This is a genomic window from Saccharopolyspora kobensis (assembly GCF_900108315.1).
In the GTDB taxonomy this organism is placed as follows: Bacteria; Actinomycetota; Actinomycetes; order Mycobacteriales; family Pseudonocardiaceae; genus Saccharopolyspora; species Saccharopolyspora kobensis.
Genome location: NZ_FNVB01000007.1, coordinates 161,349 through 179,936 on the forward strand (window position 1 = coordinate 161,349; position 18,588 = coordinate 179,936).

Annotated in this window: 15 protein-coding genes; 9 read left to right on the forward strand and 6 right to left on the reverse strand. The window is 70.9% G+C overall.

Going from position 1 to position 18,588, the window contains the following annotated elements:
- The first annotated feature begins 32 nt into the window (after positions 1–32).
- On the forward strand, positions 33–794 hold the full coding sequence (locus tag C4T78_RS23580) for an SDR family oxidoreductase (RefSeq protein WP_093355195.1): 762 nt from the start codon (positions 33–35) through the stop codon (positions 792–794).
- Positions 795–819: 25 nt separating this feature from the next.
- Here the strand turns inward: C4T78_RS23580 and C4T78_RS23585 are convergent, their stop codons facing one another.
- Positions 820–1,119 carry a hypothetical protein gene (locus C4T78_RS23585; RefSeq protein WP_093355192.1) on the reverse strand — a complete coding sequence of 100 codons (300 nt, stop codon included), beginning with the start codon at positions 1,117–1,119 and terminating at the stop codon, positions 820–822.
- A 157-nt stretch (positions 1,120–1,276) separates the two neighbouring features.
- Between C4T78_RS23585 and C4T78_RS23590 the strand changes: the two genes are divergently transcribed.
- Complete coding sequence (locus C4T78_RS23590) at positions 1,277–3,058, forward strand: Xaa-Pro dipeptidyl-peptidase (RefSeq protein ID WP_093355190.1); 1,782 nt, start codon at positions 1,277–1,279, stop codon at positions 3,056–3,058.
- A gap of 244 nt (positions 3,059–3,302) precedes the next feature.
- Positions 3,303–4,418, forward strand: a complete 1,116-nt coding sequence (locus C4T78_RS23595; protein ID WP_093355187.1) for a DUF4192 domain-containing protein — start codon at positions 3,303–3,305, stop codon at positions 4,416–4,418.
- Between the two features lie 41 nt (positions 4,419–4,459).
- Here the strand turns inward: C4T78_RS23595 and galE are convergent, their stop codons facing one another.
- The 3 genes from galE to C4T78_RS23610 form a co-directional block, all read right to left on the reverse strand.
- Positions 4,460–5,422, reverse strand: coding sequence for a UDP-glucose 4-epimerase GalE (gene galE, locus C4T78_RS23600; protein WP_093355184.1), 963 nt, complete (start codon positions 5,420–5,422; stop codon positions 4,460–4,462).
- Between the two features lie 72 nt (positions 5,423–5,494).
- Positions 5,495–6,673 carry a galactokinase gene (gene galK / locus C4T78_RS23605; RefSeq protein ID WP_093355181.1) on the reverse strand — a complete coding sequence of 393 codons (1,179 nt, stop codon included), beginning with the start codon at positions 6,671–6,673 and terminating at the stop codon, positions 5,495–5,497.
- Positions 6,670–7,365: an iron-dependent transcriptional repressor DtxR gene (locus C4T78_RS23610; RefSeq protein WP_093355177.1), complete on the reverse strand. Its 696-nt coding sequence runs from the start codon at positions 7,363–7,365 to the stop codon at positions 6,670–6,672. Before C4T78_RS23610 ends, galK begins: the two co-directional genes overlap by 4 nt.
- A gap of 153 nt (positions 7,366–7,518) precedes the next feature.
- On the opposite strand from C4T78_RS23610, the gene C4T78_RS23615 reads away from it, so the two are divergent.
- The 4 genes from C4T78_RS23615 (at position 7,519) to C4T78_RS23630 (ending at position 13,230) form a co-directional block, all read left to right on the forward strand.
- Positions 7,519–8,340 carry a sulfurtransferase gene (locus C4T78_RS23615; protein WP_374703898.1) on the forward strand — a complete coding sequence of 274 codons (822 nt, stop codon included), beginning with the start codon at positions 7,519–7,521 and terminating at the stop codon, positions 8,338–8,340.
- 72 nt (positions 8,341–8,412) lie between these two features.
- Entirely contained in the window at positions 8,413–9,588 is a 1,176-nt protein-coding gene (locus C4T78_RS23620; RefSeq protein ID WP_093355171.1) for an acetoin utilization protein AcuC, read from the forward strand.
- Positions 9,557–12,277 (forward strand): bifunctional acetate--CoA ligase family protein/GNAT family N-acetyltransferase, encoded by a 2,721-nt coding sequence (locus tag C4T78_RS23625; protein WP_093355167.1) that lies wholly within the window; start codon positions 9,557–9,559, stop codon positions 12,275–12,277. Before C4T78_RS23620 ends, C4T78_RS23625 begins: the two co-directional genes overlap by 32 nt.
- A 41-nt stretch (positions 12,278–12,318) precedes the next feature.
- Entirely contained in the window at positions 12,319–13,230 is a 912-nt protein-coding gene (locus C4T78_RS23630; protein WP_177247674.1) for an alpha/beta hydrolase family protein, read from the forward strand.
- Positions 13,231–13,359: 129 nt separating this feature from the next.
- On the opposite strand, the gene C4T78_RS23635 is transcribed toward C4T78_RS23630, so the two are convergent.
- Positions 13,360–14,607 (reverse strand): YeeE/YedE family protein, encoded by a 1,248-nt coding sequence (locus C4T78_RS23635; protein WP_093355162.1) that lies wholly within the window; start codon positions 14,605–14,607, stop codon positions 13,360–13,362.
- A 486-nt stretch (positions 14,608–15,093) separates the two neighbouring features.
- On the opposite strand from C4T78_RS23635, the gene C4T78_RS23640 reads away from it, so the two are divergent.
- Positions 15,094–15,468: a hypothetical protein gene (locus tag C4T78_RS23640; RefSeq protein ID WP_235863665.1), complete on the forward strand. Its 375-nt coding sequence runs from the start codon at positions 15,094–15,096 to the stop codon at positions 15,466–15,468.
- A gap of 196 nt (positions 15,469–15,664) precedes the next feature.
- On the opposite strand, the gene C4T78_RS23645 is transcribed toward C4T78_RS23640, so the two are convergent.
- A complete protein-coding gene (locus C4T78_RS23645) occupies positions 15,665–17,320 on the reverse strand; it encodes a fumarate hydratase (protein ID WP_093355157.1) in 1,656 nt (551 codons plus the stop codon).
- A 199-nt stretch (positions 17,321–17,519) separates the two neighbouring features.
- On the opposite strand from C4T78_RS23645, the gene C4T78_RS23650 reads away from it, so the two are divergent.
- Positions 17,520–18,251 carry a tyrosine-protein phosphatase gene (locus tag C4T78_RS23650; RefSeq protein ID WP_093355154.1) on the forward strand — a complete coding sequence of 244 codons (732 nt, stop codon included), beginning with the start codon at positions 17,520–17,522 and terminating at the stop codon, positions 18,249–18,251.
- Positions 18,252–18,588: the final 337 nt, after the last annotated feature.

Below are 18,588 nucleotides of genomic sequence, written 5' to 3' on the forward strand. Positions count from 1 at the left end.
GTCCCATCCGAAGCGACGGGAAGGAAGGACGAATGCGGAAACCGATCTTGGTGACTGGTGGGACGGGCACGCTCGGCAGCGTCGTCGTGCAACGACTGCTCGACGCCGGGCAGGACGTGCGGGTGCTCAGCCGTCGTCCCGGCTCGACCGGCACCGCGCGCGAATGGGCGACCGGTGATCTGCGGACCGGTGAGGGCATCGACGCGGCGACCTCGGGCGTCGACGTGATCGTGCACTGCGCCACAACGCTGAGCAGCAAGGACGTAGCTGCGACGGAACGATTGATCGGCGCGGCGCGGCGCAACGGCGAACCGCACCTGGTCTACATCTCGATCGTCGGCGTCGACCGGGTGCCGCTCTTCTACTACCGGGCGAAGCTCGAAGCCGAAGAGCGCGTGATGAACTCGGGGCTGCCCTGGACGATCCTGCGGACCACGCAGTTCCACGACCTGGTGGCCCGCACGTTCTCGCTGCAGCGCCGGTCACCGGTGATCGCGACCCTCGCGGGGGTGAAATTCCAGCCGATCGACGTCCGGGACGTCGCAGGCCGCCTGACCGAACTCGCGACCGGTGCTCCGGCGGGCCGCGTCCCGGACATGGGCGGCCCGGAGATCCGCGGCCACGGCGACCTCGCGCGCACCTACTTGGCCGCGACCGGCCGCCGCAGGCCGGTTCTGCCGATCCGGCTGCCGGGAGCGGCCGTCGCCGGCTACCGCCGCGGCGGTCATCTTGCTCCGGACCAGGCCGTCGGGCGCGTCACCTTCGCCGAGTTCCTCGCCGAGCGGAGCCGGTGAACGTGCGGGCTTCGCGGGCCTGTGCTCAGCCGCGGCGCTTCGACAACAGGTGCGCGGCGGCCGCGGTCGCGCCCGTGACGGTGAAAACCGCGGGCCACGCACCGATTCCCTTGGCCAGCGGATGCGACCCGGCCAGCGCCGCCGCGTAGGTGGTGCCCAGCGCGAGGGCCGGTCCGATCCCGGTCCGGCGGCGGCAGGTCTCCATCGCGGCGAGGCCTGCGCCTGCTGCCACCGCCCCGCCCCAATGCCGGTGCTTGGACGCGCGGGCGACCGCGAAGCCGCCGATCAATCCGGCCGAGGTCAGCAGGCTGGACGGGATGGACATGCGCACTCCTTGCAGCTGGCTGCGGGCTTGCTCCCGCGACTCTACCGGGACGGGATCGGGAGGTTCTGGCGCAAACCCGCCCGGAAGGTGCCCCGCCGGGCATTTCGCGCTAAGAAATGTGCTGGTGTCTTGTCCCTTCGGAGTTCCGGGAGCCTGCATGCGGCGCGTTCGGATGGGTCTGCTGGCTGCGTTGTGCGTCCTGCCGCTGAGCGGGTTGCCCGCGGCGGCGCAACCACCGCAAGGCCCGGTCTTCGAGGACGGGGAGGCGCAGCCGGTGTTCGACCCGGCGCAGGCGGTGCACGAGGACCTGTTCGTGACCGCGCCGGTGGACAGCGACCACGACGGGCAGGACGACCGGGTGCACGTCCAGGTGGTGCGCCCGAAGGAGACCGACCGGGGTCTGCGCGTGCCGGTCGTCTACCAGGCGAGCCCCTACTTCTCCGGCGGCAACGACGTGCCCAACCACAACGTCGACACCGAGCTGCACGTGCCCGAGCAGCCGGGCCACCGGTCGTTGCGCACCGCCGCCGGTGATCAGCGGATGTCGGCGGCCGCCGACATCCAGTGGGCCTACGAGGAATACCTGCTGTCCAGGGGATATGCCGTGGTCTACGGGGAGTCCCTGGGCACCGGGGAGTCCACCGGGTGCCCCACCACCGGGGCCGAGAACGAGACGATCGGCGCGAAGTCGGTCGTCGACTGGCTGAACTCGCGAGCCCCCGGCCACGACCCAGGCGGTGCGCCCGCGAAGGCCGACTGGGCGACCGGCAAGGTCGGGATGATGGGCGTCTCCTACAACGGCACGCTGCCCAACGCGGTGGCCAGCACCGGAGTCGAGGGGCTGGAGGCGATCGTGCCGATCGGCGCGATCTCCAACTGGTACGACTACTACCGCAGCGCCGGAGCCGTCGTCGCGCCGGGCGGCTACCAGGGCGAGGACGCCGACGTGCTCGCGAAGTTCGTGCACACCCGCGCCGACCGCGAGCCGTGCCGGGCGGTCATTGACCAGATCACCGCTGATCAGGACCGGATCACCGGTGACTACAGCCCGTTCTGGGACGAGCGCAACTACCTCAACGACGTCGACGACGTCCGCGCCGCGGTCCTCGCGGTGCACGGCCTCAACGACTGGAACGTGAAGACCGGGCAGGCCGCCCAGTGGTACGAAGCGCTGCGGGAGCGCGACGTGCCGCACAAGATCTGGTGGCACCAGTCCGGGCACACCGACCCGCTAGGGCTCCGCAAGGAGGAATGGCTGCGCGAGCTGAACCGCTGGTTCACGCGCTACCTGTACCAGGTTCCCAACGGGGTAGAGGAAGAACCGCGGGCCACCGTGCAGCGCGAGGACGGCAGCTGGGTCGAGGAAGCCGAGTGGCCGGCGCCGCAGGCGGCGGAAGCGACCCTGCGCCCCACTCCCGGCGGCCCCGACCGGGGCGGGCTGACGACGGCGAGCATCGCCGGCCGGGCCGTCGAATCGCTGCGCGACGACGCCACCCGGACGGCCGAGGACCTCGCGGCGGCACCGAGCTCGCCGAACCGGCTGGCCTACTTCGGCGAACCGCTGGCGGAGCAGGTCCGGGTCAGCGGAACGGTGCGCGCGTCGCTCGCCCTGGCCTTCGACCGCCCGGCGGCGAACGTGACCGCGCTGCTGGTGGACCAGGCGCCCGACGGCTCGGTGTCGGTGGTGACCCGGGGCTGGGCCGACCCGCAGAACCGGGACGCGATCGACCGGACCTCGCCGATCGAGCCGGGGCGGACCTACCAGATCGAGGTCGCGATGCAGCCCGACGACTACGTGTTCGCCCCGGGACACCGCCTCGGCATCGTCGTGCTCTCCAGCGACCACGACTTCACCCTGCGCCCGAAGCCGGGAACCGGTCTGTCGCTGGACCTGTCCCGGACCGCGATCACGCTGCCGGTGGTCGGGTCCATCGGGTAGCGGACCGGTCGTTCGACGGGCAGTCGGAGCGTCGGCTCCGGCTGCCCGTTTTTGATGCTTGCTCGCGTTGCTGGCCAGTCGCGGAGCGCATTCACCTGTCAGGCGATCGCTGTCACCCTGGCAGTTGTCACACCACAGTGGACTTTTCGATGCCCTTCCGACGAGCTGTCCACAGCGGACCTGTTTGTCAACAGATTCCGAAAAAGGGCTTTCCACAACGGGTTTCGGCGTCGATCGTGGTGGCATGACAACGCGACTCAACACCACCGTTTCGCTGACCGAACCCGCCGACGTGCTGGCCGCCGTGCCGCACATGCTCGGATTCCACCCGACGGACTCGCTCGTGGTGCTGACGCTGCACGACCTCGCGTTCACCCCGAGGTTCGGCGTCACGCTGCGCACGGACCTGCCCTGCTCGATGCAGATCTGCGGGTTCGGCGAGCACCTGCTGTCCGGGCCGCTCGGGAGCCAGCGGGCAGAGGCCGTCATGCTCGTCGTCGTCGGGGCCGAGCCGAACGTGGCCGCCTGCGACGACAACTGCGCCGGCGCCTGCCGCAGGCCACTGCTCAACGGGCCCGACGTGGACGAGAACGACACCGGTCCGCCGCACGCCGACCTGATCGACATGCTGCGCGATTCGTTCAACCGGGCCGGAATCGTCACGGCCCACGCCATGTGGGCGCCGGAGATCCAGGCCGGTGCCCGGTGGCGCTGCTACGCCGACCCGAAGTGCTCCGGCGAGATTCCCGATCCGAAGTCCTCGCCCGTCGCGGCGGCGATGGCCGCCGCGGGGGCGGTGACATTCGGCAGCCGGGACGAGCTCCGCGCGCTGGTCGAGCCCGAATCGCCCCAAGCCGTCGCGCGCTGGTCGGCCAAGCTCGACGTGCTGGCCGAGGAACGCATCGAAGACGACGCCCAGAACCGGGTGGCGCGGGACGTGCAACTCGTGCTCGCGGCAGTCCAGCGCGCGGCCAGCGGTTCAGCGCTGACCGAGGACGACCGGCTCCGGGTGCTGCTGGCGGTGTCGGACACCAGGGTGCGCGACATCGCCCTGGGCACCGCGCTGGGCGAAACGGCCAGGGCGGCCGAGGAGCTCTGGCTCGCCCTGGTCCGCAACGCCCCGGCTCCGGAACTGCCCGAGGTCGCCGCGCTGCTGGCCTTCTCCGCCTACCTGCGAGGTGAGGGAGCGCTCGCCGGTGCCGCGCTGGAGCGGATCGAGCGGACCCGCCCGGACCACCAGCTGGGCATCCTGCTGCGGCAGGCCATGGAATCCGGCCTGCCGCCCGCTGAACTGGCCATCATCGCCCGGGACGCCGCCGAGGACGCCCGGATCGTGCTCGAAGAGGAGGGGACCTGGTGATGCACGACGACGCGAAGACCCGACTGCCGTGGAAGACCGGCTCAGGCGCCCTGGCGCTGCTGGGTGAAGTTCCAGGCGTCCCGCACGATGACGTCGAGATCGGCTCGCTGCGGCTGCCATCCCAGCTCGTCCCGCGCGCGCTGGCTCGAGGCCACCAGCGTCGCCGGGTCACCGGCGCGGCGCGGCGCGACCTCGGCGGGGATAGGGTGACCGGTCACCTGGCGGCAGGTGTCGATCACCTGCTTGACCGAGAACCCGGTGCCGTTGCCGAGGTTGTAGATCCGGTGCTCGCCGGCGACGGCGTTCTCCAGGGCAAGCAGGTGGGCGTCGGCCAGGTCCGTGACGTGGATGTAGTCGCGGATGCAGGTGCCGTCGGTGGTGGGCCAGTCCTCGCCGAAGATCTGCACCTGCTCGCGCTGGCCGAGGGCGACCTGCAGCACGATCGGGATGAGGTGCGTCTCGACGGTGTGCCGCTCGCCGAAGGCCCCGTGCGCGCCGGCCACGTTGAAGTACCGCAGGCTCACCGCGCCGATGCCGTGGGCGTTCGCGTAGGAGGTGATCGCGTGGTCGATGGCCAGCTTCGTCGCGCCGTAGGTGTTCGTCGGTCGCGTCGCGGTGTCCTCGGTGATCGGCGTGTCCTCGGGCTCGCCGTAGGTCGCCGCGGTGGAGGAGAACACCAGGCGGGGCGTGCCGTGCTCGCGCATCGCGTCCAGCAGGCTCAGCGAGGTCACGACGTTGCCCTGCCAGTACTTCTGCGGGTCCTGCATGGATTCGCCGACCAGCGACTTGGCCGCGAAGTGCAGCACACCGTCGTACGGCTCCGCGAGCAGCTCGCTCGCCGACGCGGCGATGTCGGCCTCGACGAACTTGCAGCCGGCCGGGACCGCGTCGGCGTGCCCGGTGGACAGGTCATCGACCACGACGACCTCGTGACCGGCCTCCACCAAGCGTGCGGCGCACACGCTTCCGACGTAACCGGCGCCGCCTGTGACGAGGAGCTTCAAGTGGGTACTGCCTTCCGTGCGAGTTCTAGTTCGGCCGCCGTCGACCGGCGAGCGGCAGCGGTCGCCCGGTGGTCACCGGTCCCGCCCCGCCCCGGCGGAGGGTACCGCTGTGAACAACCGGGGCGCGGTCAGGTTCGCCCGGGCGAAGGCGTCCAGGACGGCCTGCTCGATCTTCGTCCGGTCGGGGACGGGCACCAGCGCGATCGCGGAACCGCCGAAACCACCGCCGATCATCCGGGAACCCAGCGCGCCGGCGGCCAGGGCGGAATCGACCGCGAGGTCCAGCTCCGGGCTGGAGATCCGGTAGTCGTCGCGCAGGCTGGCGTGCGAGGCGTTCAGCAGCGGGCCGATCTCGGCGTACCGGCCGGCGCGGAGCTCGTCCACTGTGGCCAGCACCCGGTCGTTCTCGGTGACGACGTGCCGCACCAGCGGCCGGAGTTCTTCCGGAAGCTGCGGCAGCACCGTCGGCAGCTCCGCCGCGGCCACGTCGCGGAGCGCCTTGCGCTCGAGCAGTTCCGCTGCCCGCTCGCAGCCCCGGCGGCGTTCTCCGTAACCGGATTCGCTGTGCGAATGCTTCACCCGGGTATCGATCACGAGCACTTCCAGCCCGGTGCGGACCGGGTCGAACGGGATCTGCTCGCCGACACCGGTGCGCACGTCGAAGAACAGCGCGTGCGCCTCGGTGCACGACAGCGAGGCGGTCTGGTCGAGCAGGCCCGTCGGCGCCCCGGCGAAGTCGTTCTCCGCCCGTTGCACCAGGCGCGCGATCTCACCGAGGGTCGGCGCGCCCGGCTGCCCTGGCGCGGCGTTCGCGGTGTCGAGCAGTGCCAGCGCCGTCGCGCACTCCAGCGCGTGGGACGAGGACAGGCCCGCACCGGTCGGCACCTCGCCGACGATCATCAGGTCCGCTCCGCGGAGCGGGAACCCGGCCTCGCGCAGTGCCCAGGCGACACCGGCCGGATAGGCGGCCCAGCCGCCGGGAGAACCGGGGCGCAGGTCTTCGACGGCGATCTCGGGGCTGCGGTGCAGCCGCCCGTCGCTGCCGAAGGTCGCCATGGACAACCGGCCGTCGGTGCGCGGCCGGACCGCGACCGCAGTTCGGTGCGGCAGGGCGAAGGGGAGCACGAACCCGTCGTTGTAGTCGGTGTGCTCCCCGATGAGGTTCACCCGTCCAGGTGCGGACCAGACCGCGCTGGCGGCATTGCCGTGCTCCTCGGCGAACAATGCCGCCGCGCGCTCGGCCGAGGTCACTTGGCGTGCACCATGACCGCGTGCGCGATGCCGGAGGTCAGCTCGGTGCTGCCGTTCTCGCCCCGGACCTCGATCGGCTTGTTCGGCCCGACGACGGACATGATCTCCACCTCGTTGCCGGGCACGACACCGACTTCCTTCAGCTCGGTCATCAGGTCCGGGTCGAGCTGGACGTGCTCGGCGATGCGGCGGATGATCGCGCGGCCTCCGCCGTTGCGGGCGATCTCGTCGACCCGCTGCAGGTCGCCGTCGACCGAGCTCTCGGCGTGGTCCACGCCGAGCTCGTCCAGACCGGGGATCGGGTTGCCGTAGGGGGACGTGGTGGGGCTGCCGAGCAGTTTGACGAGCTTGCGCTCCACGGCTTCGCTCATCACGTGCTCCCAGCGGCACGCTTCGTTGTGCACGTGCTCCCACTCGAGGCCGATCACGTCGACGAGGAGCCGCTCGGCGAGGCGATGCTTGCGCATCACGCTGATGGCGCGTGCGCGGCCGGTCTTGGTGAGTTCGAGGTGCCGGTCCTCGGCGACGGTCAGCAGCCCGTCGCGTTCCATTCGGGCGACCGTCTGGCTCACCGTGGGGCCGCTCTGCTCCAATCGTTCGGCAATTCGGGCACGGAGTGGAACAACGCCCTCTTCTTCGAGGTCGTAGATGGTGCGGAGGTACATCTCAGTGGTATCGATGAGATCGTTCACGTCGGCTCCCCATTCAGTCCCAACCACGATGCTAGTCGCCCCGGGCGACAGCGGTCAGCGGTCGGGGAGTTGACTGCCAGGATTTTCGACCGACCTCGTCGCCGGGCTACGAAAGGCCGTCCTGTGGATCCTTTGATCAGTACCGATGATCTCATGACCGCGTTGCGGGGGCAGGCACCCCCGACCCTGCTCGACGTCCGCTGGTCCTTGCTCGGGCCGCCGGGGCGCGAGGCTTATGAGGAGGGCCACCTGCCGGGCGCGGTGTTCGTCGATCTGGATGCCGAACTGGCCGCCGCACCGGGCACGGCCGGACGCCACCCGCTGCCGGAGCCGGAGGATCTCGAGGCGGTCCTGCGGCGTGCCGGAGTGGACTCGGACCGGCCGGTGGTCGTCTACGACGCGGACAACGGTTCGGCGGCCTCCCGCGCCTGGTGGCTGCTGCGCTGGGCCGGGCACCGGGAGGTGGCCGTGCTCGATGGCGGCTACGCGGTGTGGGTCGCGGAGGGATTGCCGACCACGACGGAGCAGCCGCAGCCGAGCGAGGGTGATTTCCGGGTCCGCGCGGGGTCGATGCCGGTCCTGGACGCCGACGGCGCAGCCGGGCTGGCCCGCGAGGGCACTCTGCTGGACGCTCGCGCGCCCGAGCGCTACCGGGGTGACGTCGAGCCGATGGACCCGCGGGCCGGGCACATCCCGGGTGCGCGGAACGCGCCGTTCTCCGCGCACGTGAACGACTCCGGGCGGTGGCGGCCCGCTGAAGAGCTGGCCGAGCACTTCGCCGCTCTCGGTGTCGACGCCGGCGGACCGATCGGGGCCTACTGCGGCTCGGGTGTGACGGCGTGCTCGGTGCTGCTCGCCCTGGAGCACGCCGGCGTGACCGATCCGCAGCGCCCGGCCGCGCTCTACGCGGGCTCGTGGTCGAACTGGTCGGCGGATCCGGACCGTCCGGCCGCAACTGGAGAGGAGGTGAGGTGAACGATCCGTCCGGAGCAGCGCAGTGGCCTGGAACACAGTGTCGGCGGACACAGGAGAGGTAGCGTCCGGGGCATGGGTTCTCAGTGCGCGGTGGTGTGGGACGAGTCGGTGCTCGACTACGACCTCGGTGGTCATCACCCGTTGCATCCGATCCGGCTGGACCTGACCATGCGGCTGGCCCGCTCGCTCGGCGTCCTCGACGGCGTCGACGTGCTCGCCCCGCAGCCGGCGACCGAGGAGGACCTCCTGCGGGTGCACACCCCGGAGTTCCTCGAAGCCGTCCGCGCCGCGCCGCTGGCCGGGGCCGAAGTGGGGCACGGGCTCGGCACCGAGGACAACCCGATCTTCGACCGGATGCACGAGGCCGCGGCGTTGATCTCGGGTGCGTCGATCCGGGCCGCCGAGCAGATCGTGTCCGGCAAGGCGGACCGGGCGGTCAACATCGCGGGCGGACTGCACCACGCGATGGCCGATCGGGCGGCGGGCTTCTGCGTCTACAACGATTGCTCGGTGGCCATCGCGTGGATGCTGGAGCAAGGGGTGGAGCGGATCGCCTACCTCGACGTCGACGTGCACCACGGCGATGGCGTCCAGGCCGCGTTCTACGACGACCCGCGGGTGATGACCATCTCCCTGCACCAGCACCCGCTCACGCTGTGGCCGGGCACCGGGTTCAGCACCGAGATCGGCAGCGGGGCGGCGGACGGCACCGCGGTCAACATCCCGCTGCCGCCGGGGACCGGTGACGCCGACTGGCGTCGCGCGTTCCACGCGGTGGTGCCCTCGGTGCTGGCGGCGTTCCGGCCGCAGGTGCTGGTGACGCAGTGCGGGGCCGACGCGCACCGCGAGGACCCGCTGGCCGACCTGTCCAAGAGCGTGGACGGGCAGCGTGCCACCTACCAGGACCTGCGGGAGCTGGCCGACAGCTGCGCAGGCGGCAAGTGGCTGGCCCTCGGTGGCGGGGGCTACTCGCTGTTCCGCGTGGTGCCGCGCGCCTGGACCCACCTGCTGGCGACCCTGCTGGACCGGGACATCGCTCCGGAGACGACCGTTCCGGAGGACTGGATGGCGCACGCGGTGCGGGTCGCCGAGAGCGTGCCGCTGCCGACGTCGATGACCGACGGGGCCGACCCGTCGTTCGAGCGCTGGACGGGGGTGACCGCGTCCTCGGTGGACACCTCGATTCGCGATACCCGGCACGCGGTGTTTCCGTTGCATGGTCTCGACCCGGTCGACAGCCGCGACTGAGGAGTCCGAAGTGGACGGTACGGTTCAGGAGCAGACCCCGGAGCGGACGGGCTACCCGCGGCAGTGGGAGGCCGACGTCGTGCTCTCCGACGGCGGCACGGTGCACATCCGGCCGATCGCGGCCGCGGACGCCGAGAAGTTGATCGCCTTCCACGGGCGGCTCAGCGACCGGACCCGCTACTACCGCTACTTCGGCCCGTACCCGCGCATGCCCCAGCGCGACGTGGAGCGCTTCACGCACGTCGACTACGTGAACCGGGTCGCGCTGGTCGCGCTGCTCGGCGACGACATCGTCGCGGTGGGTCGCTACGACCGGCTGGGCGAGCAGAAGTCGGCCGAGGTGGCGTTCGTGGTGGAGGACTCGCACCAGGGCCGCGGTCTGGGGTCGATCCTGCTGGAGCACTTGGCGGCGGCCGCGCGGGAGCGCGGGCTGCAGCGCTTCGTGGCCGAGGTGCTGGCGGAGAACTCGACGATGGTGCGGGTGTTCCGCGATGCCGGCTACCAGGTGAGCCGCGCGATGGAGGAAGGCGTCGTCCACCTGGAGTTCGACATCGACCTCACCGAGGAGTCGGTGGCGGTGGCCCGCGCCCGGGAGCAGGCCGCCGAGGCGCGCAGCGTGCACAACCTGCTGCGGCCGCGCTCGGTGGCGGTGATCGGTGCCTCCACCGACCACCGCAAGATCGGCCACGCGGTGCTGGCGAACCTGCTCACCGCGGACTTCACGGGCCCGGTCTACCCGGTGAACCCGGAGCACCGCTCGGTGCGCGGCGTGCGCGCCTACGCATCCGTGCTCGCCATCCCGGACGAGGTGGACCTGGCCGTGGTGGCGATCCCGGCCGCCAGCGTGACCGAAGTGCTCGACGACTGCCTGGCCAAGGGCGTCAAGACGCTGGTCATCGTCAGCTCCGGGTTCAGCGAGAGCGGACCCGCGGGGCGGGAGGTCGAGCGCGAGATGGTGCGCGAGGCCCGCGTGCACGGGATGCGGGTGGTCGGCCCGAACGCGCTCGGCGTGGTCAACACCGATCCGGACTTCCGGCTGAACGCGAGCCTCGCGCCGCAGCTGCCGGGGCGCGGGCGCACCGGGTTCTTCTGCCAGTCCGGTGCGCTGGGCGTGGCGATCCTGGCCACCGCCACCGAGCGCGGGCTGGGCCTGTCGACGTTCGTCTCGGCGGGCAACCGGGCCGACGTGTCGGGCAACGACCTGCTGCAGTACTGGCAGACCGATCCGGCCACCGATGTCGTCCTGCTGTACCTGGAGTCGTTCGGCAACCCGCGCAAGTTCGGGCGGTTGGCGCGGCGACTGGCCCGCAGCAAGCCGGTCGTCGTGGTGAAGTCGGGGCGCAACGCGGTGCGCCCGGGCTTGGCGGCGACCTCGGTGCAGATCGACGAGACCAGCGTGCAGGCGCTGTTCGAGCAGTCCGGCGTCATCCGGGTGGAATCGGTGGCGCAGATGTTCGACACCGCGCTGCTGCTGGCGCACCAGCCGTTGCCGCAGGGCGACCGCGTTGCCATCGTGGGCAACTCCTCGGCGCTGGGGATGCTCGCGGCGGACGTGGCGCAGGCCCAAGGGCTGGCGCTGGCCGGCGAACCGGTCGACGTGGGTGCCTCGGCGGAGCCGGAGGTGTTCGCCGCCGCGGTTCGCGATGCCGCCCTGCGCCCGGACGTCGACGCGCTGGTGACGGTGTTCGCGCCGCCGGTGGCGGTTCCCGGCACCGCGTACGCCAGGGCCATGCGGGAGGCGCTGCAAGAGGCCGATGTCGCGCGCTCCAAACCGGTGGTGACCACGTTCCTGGCCGCCGAAGGCGTGCCGGACGAGCTGGTGGTGCCGGGACCGGACGGGATCGCGGGCAAGGGCTCCGTGCCGTCGTACCCGAGCCCGGAGCGTTCCGTGCTGGCGCTGGCCAGGGTGACGCGCTACGCCCAGTGGCGCGCCGCTCCGCAAGGTCACTTCGTGCGGCCGCCGGGCGTCGATGCCGAGGGCGCGCGGGCGCTGGTCGAGGACTGGCTGGCGGAAGGCATCACCAAGCTCGACGACGAGCGCGCGTTGCGGCTGCTCGCCTGCTACGGCATCGACGTGGTGCCCTTCCGGCGGGTGGGCGGTGTGGCGGCGGCCGTGGCCGCTGCCGAGGAACTGGGCTTCCCGGTCGCGTTGAAGTCCGTCAGCGACCAGCTCCGGCACCGCAACGATCTGGTCGGCGTCCGGCTCGACCTGGGCAGCGCGGAGGCGGTGCGGGCGGCGTACGCCGACATCTGCCGGGTGTCCGGGCTGGAGGAGGTCTACGTGCAGCGGATGGCGGTGCGCGGGACGTCGTGCGTCATCGATCTGATGGACGACCCGTCGTTCGGCACGTTGGTGTCCTTCGGGCTCTCCGGGGTGGCCAGCGAACTGCTCGGCGACAAGGCATACCGCGCCCTGCCGCTGTCCGATGTGGATGTCTCGGCGCTGGTCAGGGCGCCGCGGGCGGCGCCGCTGCTGGCGGGGTACCGGGGCAGCGAACCGGCCGACCTAGCGGCCCTGGAGGACCTGGTGCTGCGGGTGGCGACGTTGGCCGAGGACCTGCCGGAAGTGCGCGACCTGGCGCTGCGCCCGGTGCTGGCCTCGCCGGTGGGAGCCGTGGTCACCGGTGCCAAGGTGGTGCTCGGCGCGTCTCCGGTGGTGCTGGACACCGGGCCGCGACGGCTGCGCTGAGTTCCTGTCCGAGACGGTTCCGTTCCGTTAATCTGTGCGACGTGGACACCGATACCGCCGCCCGCAGTCCTGAGCCCGATGCGCCTGCTTCGGTCGTGCTCGGACTGGTATCGGCCGGGCAGCACCGGATCAAGGTCCGCGCGGCGCAGCAGGACGACCCGGGCAGCCCGGTCGTCGTGCTGGTCCCCGCCATGGGAGTGCCCGCGCGGTACTACCGGCCCTTCGTGGCCGATCTGCACCGCCAGGGCCTGACCGTGGTGACCTTCGACCTGCGCGGCCAGGGGGAGAGCAAACCGCTCGCGGCCCGCGGCGTGCGCTTCGGCTACGAGAGCCTGATCGACGACCTGAACGGTGTCCTCGACCTGATCGAGGACGTCTTCCCGCAGGCGCCGCGCTTCCTGCTGGGGCACAGCCTCGGCGGCCAGATCGCCTTGCTGCACACGGCGCGCCACCGGGACAGGGTGCGGGGTGTCGCGCTGGTGGCCTCCGGATCGGTGTGGTTCCGGAGCTTCCCCGGGTTCTACAAGCTGCGCACGCTGGTCGGCACCCAGGCCGTGGCGAGCGCGTCGACGCTGCTCGGCTACTGGCCCGGGCACAGGTTCGGCTTCGGTGGCCGGCAGGCGACCGGCCTGATGCGGGACTGGGCGCGTCAAGCCCGCACCAGCAAGTACCGGCTGCACGGCTCGGCGACCGATTACGAAGCGGCCTTGCGCGAAGTGCGGGTGCCGCTGCTGACGGTCAGCGTTGCGGGCGACCGGTTGGCTCCGCAGTCCTCAGTGGACCACCTGGCGGCGAAGGCGCGGCACGCGCTGCGCACGTCCAAGCACTACACGAGGGCGGAGTCCGGGGCCGAGAACCTCGGGCACTTCAGCTGGGTGCGCAACGGAGCTGCGCTGTCGCAGTGGGTTCGGGACTGGATCACCTCCGTGCCCGAGCCGTCCGTCCACTCCTGAACGAACAGGGCCGCATCGGCGGAGAAGCCAGCGCCCGGACCGTCGCGAACGCGACAGCCCGGGCGCTGTTTGCATCAGGACTGGACACCGCATCGCCCATGCCGGGCGAAGTCGTGGACCTGCGATGGGTCAGCAGACCGAGTCGCTCGGCTTGGGAACTCCGAGCCCGAACAGCGGGCGCAGCTTCAGGCCGATCCAGGTGCCGACCAGCGCCAGCAGGCCCCAGACCCAGCCGTGCACGGAGAACGAGGCGATTCCCGAGAAGTAGGCGCCGATGTTGCAGCCGTAGGCGAGACGGGCGCCGTAGCCCATCAGCAGACCGCCGATCACCGCGGCCAGCACGACCTTCGCAGGCATGCGCTTGGCCAGCACGAACGCTCCGGAGGCGGCTGAGGCGACCAGCGCTCCGACGATGATCCCGAAGTCGAGCACCGAGGTGGAGTCGGCCAGCACCGGGCCCGCCAGCGAGGCGGCCAGCTCGCCCTGCCAGTAGGGCCAGCTGGCCACGTCGACGCCGATCGCCTGCAGCGCCTTCGAACCCCACAGGACGAACGCCGAGGTGATGCCCCACGGCGAGCCGCGGGTCAGCAGGACGACGGCGTTGAGCCCGGCCAGCAGGAGCGCGCCGACCCACAGCGGCCACGCGCCGCGCAGCACCCGCCACAGCCCGCGCGAGGTCGGCGGGCGGCCGGCCGGGGGAGCGTCGTGCCTGCGAGCCCACCGGATCGCGACGAAACCGATCGCACCGAGCACGGCCAGCTGGACGACCAGCGCACCGAAGTAGCCCAGACCGGTGTCCTCGGCCAGCGAGAAGGAACCGAGGGTGATCGCCTCGGAGGTCCACAGTGGAAAGTGCAGGGCGCCCAGCACCGAACCGCAGATGAAGAAGAACAGCGTGATGACCATCAGGGTGTTGCCGCCGCCGACGGCGAACAGCGTGCCCGAGGCGCACGCACCGCCCAGCTGCATGCCGATCCCGAACAGCACCGCACCGACGACCAGGCCGAGGCCGACGGGGGAGACGTTGCCCTCCGCCTCACCGCCGAAGAACGTCACGCCTCCGGCCAGGATCGGGGCGAACAGGATCGAGGCCGCGCCGAGCATCAGCAGGTGCGCCCGGATGCCCTCGGTCTGCCCGACGGAGACGAGCTGCCGCCAGGCCGAGGTGAACCCGAAGCGGGAGTGGAACAAGGTCAGCCCGAGGGCGAGTCCGAGCGCGGCGAGCACTGCTGACTTCACCCCGACCACGAGGGCCGCGGCAGCCACCAGGGCCACGGCTGCGAGCACACCGACGGTCAGCGGAACCCACTGCGGTTTTCCCTGCGCTTCTTGCGGGGGTGCAGTTCTCTGCGGGGCGGATGTGGCTGTGGTCGACATTCTCGTCACTCCAAGGCTGGAAGTGGATCGCACCGACGAAACCACGTCCGGGCGACCGATCACCACCAGTTCCGGACTGTGGGAAAGCCGTGGATCGATCCGATGTGATCCCCTTCATCGGTTGTGGCCGCCGCCGCGATGCTCAACGTGACCAGACCACCCGAGCGGTCGCACCGCCGGGCGCACAGCTCGGCTAAGACGCTTGCGCTGCCGCGGATTCTCAGACGTCGCCTGGTGAGGACAGCCCGTTCGCCGTGTGTCGCGGACCTGCACCAGAACGGGATCCCGCAGCCCAGGCGGTCGTCTGGAGTTCCGCTACCCGCACCGCCACCACGCAGAACGAGCCTGGAAAACCCGATGTGAATTCCGCGCAACCCGGCGCGGCACCGGCTCCGTCTGTAGGGCATGAGACGCCTACACACCGCAATGGGTGCGGGGGCTCTGCTCCTTGCGCTGGCAGCCTGCGCCCAACAGCCGACAGATGACGTGGGTTTCGGCGGCCAGCCGCCGGCCCCGCCCGGACCGGTGCAGCCGAAGCCGGAGAACGAGCGGACCCCCGTCGCGGAGAGCTCCCTCGACACCACGGCGTTGCCGAAGGGCTACCCGGCGAAGGTCTGGACCCAGGAGAACGGCACCGCCCTGGTGGCCACCGGTCAGGAAGGCGGCTGCAGCAAGGTGCACGCCGAACTGGCCGAGCAGACCGCCGAGCAGGTCAAGCTCGTCCTGGTCGAGGAAACCCCGGAGCCACCGGGGATCTGCACCATGGACCTGCGCTACCCGCCGGTGGCGGTCCGCCTGGACGCACCGCTGGACGCCAGGAAAGTCGTGCTGGAGCAGCGCGACGTCAAGGTCCCGCGCTGACCACCGGCAGCAGAAGGGGCTCCCGGGCTCGCTCCGCGCGGCGGTGCGAGTAGCCGAACCTCAGCGCGGCCACGATGAAGTGCACAGAAGGAAAACCTGCCCGTGAGCACGAGCTGAACGGATGATCGGAACACCGCGTTTCCCGCAGGAGGTGGGGCTCCTGCGGGAAACGTGGCGTTTCAGCGTCTGCGCCGGCTCAGCGGCCGAAGGAGATCTGGAGGGTCGGCTTCGTGGCCTCGGCGAAGAAGTCCTCGCCCTTGTCGTCGACCACGATGAACGCCGGGAAGTCCTCGACCTCGATCCGCCAGACCGCTTCCATGCCGAGCTCGGGGTACTCGAGCACCTCGACCTTGCGGATGCAGTCCTGCGCCAGCCGGGCCGCGGGGCCGCCGATGGAACCGAGGTAGAAGCCACCGTGGGCGCGGCACGACTCGGTCACCTTGGCCGAGCGGTTGCCCTTGGCCAGCATGACCAGCGAGCCACCCGCGGCCTGGAACTGCTCCACGTAGGCGTCCATGCGCCCGGCCGTGGTGGGGCCGAAGGAACCGGATGCGTAGCCCTCCGGCGTCTTGGCCGGTCCCGCGTAGTACACCGGGTGGTCGCGCAGGTAGTCGGGCATCGGTTCACCGGCGTCGAGCCGCTCGGCGATCTTGGCGTGGGCGATGTCGCGCGCCACCACCAGCGGCCCGGTCAGCGACACCCGGGTCTTGACCGGCAGCTTGGACAGCTCGGCGCGGATCTCGCTCATCGGGCGGTTCAGGTCGATCTTGACGACCTCGTCGGAGAGCTGCTCGTCGACCACGTCCGGCAGGTAGCGGGCCGGGTCGCGCTCCAGCTGCTCCAGGAACACGCCCTCCGGCGTGATCTTGGCCTTGGCCTGGCGGTCCGCGGAGCAGGACACCGCGACGCCCACCGGCAGCGAGGCGCCGTGCCGCGGCAACCGGATGACCCGGACGTCGTGGCAGAAGTACTTGCCGCCGAACTGCGCGCCGATGCCGAACTGCCGGGTCATCTCCAGCACCTGCTGCTCCATCTCGACATCGCGCAGCGCGTGCCCGGAGGCCGAGCCCTCGCGCGGCAGCTCGTCGAGGTAGCGGGCGGAGGCCAGCTTGGCGACCTTGAGGTTGAACTCGGCGGACATGCCGCCGACCACGATCGCCAGGTGGTAGGGCGGGCAGGCCGCGGTGCCCAGCGAGCGCAGCTTCTCCTCCAGGAACCGGCCGAGCCGCGTCGGGTTCAGCAGCGCCTTGGTCTCCTGGTAGAGGAACGTCTTGTTCGCGCTGCCGCCGCCCTTGGCCATGAACAGGAAGTCGTAGTGCGGATCGGTGCCGCCCTTGGAGTACAGCTCGATCTGCGCGGGCAGGTTGCTGCCGGTGTTGCGCTCGTCCCAGAAGTTCAGCGGAGCCATCTGCGAGTAGCGCAGGTTCAGGTCCTGGTAGGCGTCGAAGATGCCGCGGGCGAGCGCTTGCTCGTCCTGGCCGCCGGTGAGCACGGACTCGGTGCGCTTGCCGATCACGATCGCGGTGCCGGTGTCCTGGCACATGGGCAGCACGCCGCCAGCCGAGACGCACGCGTTGCGCAGCAGGTCGGTCGCCACGAACCGGTCGTTCGGGCTGGCCTCCGGGTCGTCGATGATCGCACGCAGCTGGGCCAGGTGCGACGGGCGAAGCAGGTGCTGGATGTCCTTGATCGCCTCGGTGGCCAGTGCGGTGAGCGTGCTCGGCTCGACTTCGAGGAAGCGCCGGCCCGCCGCCTCGACGACGCGAACGCCTTCGGTGGTGACCAGGCGGTACTCGGTGTCGTCGGGACCGAGCGGCAGTACCTCGGTGAAATCGAACTTCGTGGTGGTCACGTCGCGGCTCCTTTGCGCGCGTTCGGGTTACGCGATGCCCCATGTAACCGCGTGGTGGATCAGCGCGTCCACGGGGGTGGCTCAGGTGTGACGGATCGCCAATCCGGCCGGTCGCGGAGTGCGGCGGGGCACCTGCGACGCTTGCCACCGGACTTGTCGCCGCACTTCGGGAGCGGTGCCGGAAGCTACGGAGGTCACTTTGTCGACGACAGATCCGCTGGACGGGCTGGTCAACCTTCGCGACCTGGGCGGGCAGCCCCTCGGGGGCGGCGCGCTGACACGATCGGGGGTGGTCTACCGCAGTGACGCTCCGCACATCGGTGACCGGAACCCGGAGGACGTGCCGAGCTGGCCGCCGAGCGTGGTGGTGGACCTGCGGGGCTCCTGGGAGACGAAGGACGAGGAGCACCCGCTGGCCGGTGTCGCCGAGGTGCACCACGTCTCGCTGCTGGAGGACCTCCAGGACGTCGAGATCGAGATCGACGATGCGGCGCACGACCTGACCAAGCTCTACCAGACGATCCTGCAGGGAGCCTCGAAGAAGCTGGTCGAGGTCTTCCGCATCGTGCTGGAGGCCGACGGCCCGGCCCTGATCCACTGCTCGGCGGGCAAGGACCGGACGGGAGTGTCGGCGGCGTTGCTGCTGAGCGCGGCGGGAGTGCGCGACGATGCGATCGTGGCCGACTACTCGCGCACCGACCAGAACATGCTCCGGGTCCTGCAGCGGCTCGACAAGGCCCCGATCTTCCCGCCTGGCGTGGACGAGGAGATGGTCCGCGAACTGATGTCGACGCCGACGGAAGCGATCGAGAGCGTCCTGGAGACCTTCGCCGCCCACGAGGACCGCGCAGCGGGCTGGCTCCGGAGCCACGGAGCGACCGAGGAAGAGCTGACCCGCTGGCGCCGGAAGTTCAACGCCGAACCCTCCTGACCCGAGCAAGAACGACGAACGGCCTGCTCACCTCGCGGAACGAGGTGGGCAGGCCGTTCGTCGCGAACCAGCACCCGCGAAGGGCGCCGAGTAAGGGTCGGGAGGTCGGACCCGTCCAGCGACGACCCCGGCCTCCCGGAGGAAGCGGCAGGAGAACCCACCGCGAAGCCGAATCACCCGGAAACCAAAACCTTGGCCCCCCGACCAAGAAAATCAAAGAGCCAACCGGGTAAAACCCAACAACAACCACCACAACCCGACCACAGACCCAGCCCGGAGCCCAACCAGCGCTTCCGCAGACATGGAGGGCTGGTCCGTGAGCAGGTGGGGGACGCTC

Coding starts and splice junctions, on each gene's coding strand:
- C4T78_RS23580 (WP_093355195.1), top strand. CDS start 33: ATGCGGAAACCGATCTTGGTGACTGGTGGGACGGGCACGCTCGGCAGC.
- C4T78_RS23615 (WP_374703898.1), top strand. CDS start 7,519: ATGACCGCGTTGCGGGGGCAGGCACCCCCGACCCTGCTCGACGTCCGC.
- C4T78_RS23635 (WP_093355162.1), bottom strand. CDS start 14,607: ATGTCGACCACAGCCACATCCGCCCCGCAGAGAACTGCACCCCCGCAA.
- C4T78_RS23620 (WP_093355171.1), top strand. CDS start 8,413: ATGGGTTCTCAGTGCGCGGTGGTGTGGGACGAGTCGGTGCTCGACTAC.
- C4T78_RS23595 (WP_093355187.1), top strand. CDS start 3,303: ATGACAACGCGACTCAACACCACCGTTTCGCTGACCGAACCCGCCGAC.
- C4T78_RS23585 (WP_093355192.1), bottom strand. CDS start 1,119: ATGTCCATCCCGTCCAGCCTGCTGACCTCGGCCGGATTGATCGGCGGC.
- C4T78_RS23625 (WP_093355167.1), top strand. CDS start 9,557: ATGGTCTCGACCCGGTCGACAGCCGCGACTGAGGAGTCCGAAGTGGAC.
- C4T78_RS23590 (WP_093355190.1), top strand. CDS start 1,277: ATGCGGCGCGTTCGGATGGGTCTGCTGGCTGCGTTGTGCGTCCTGCCG.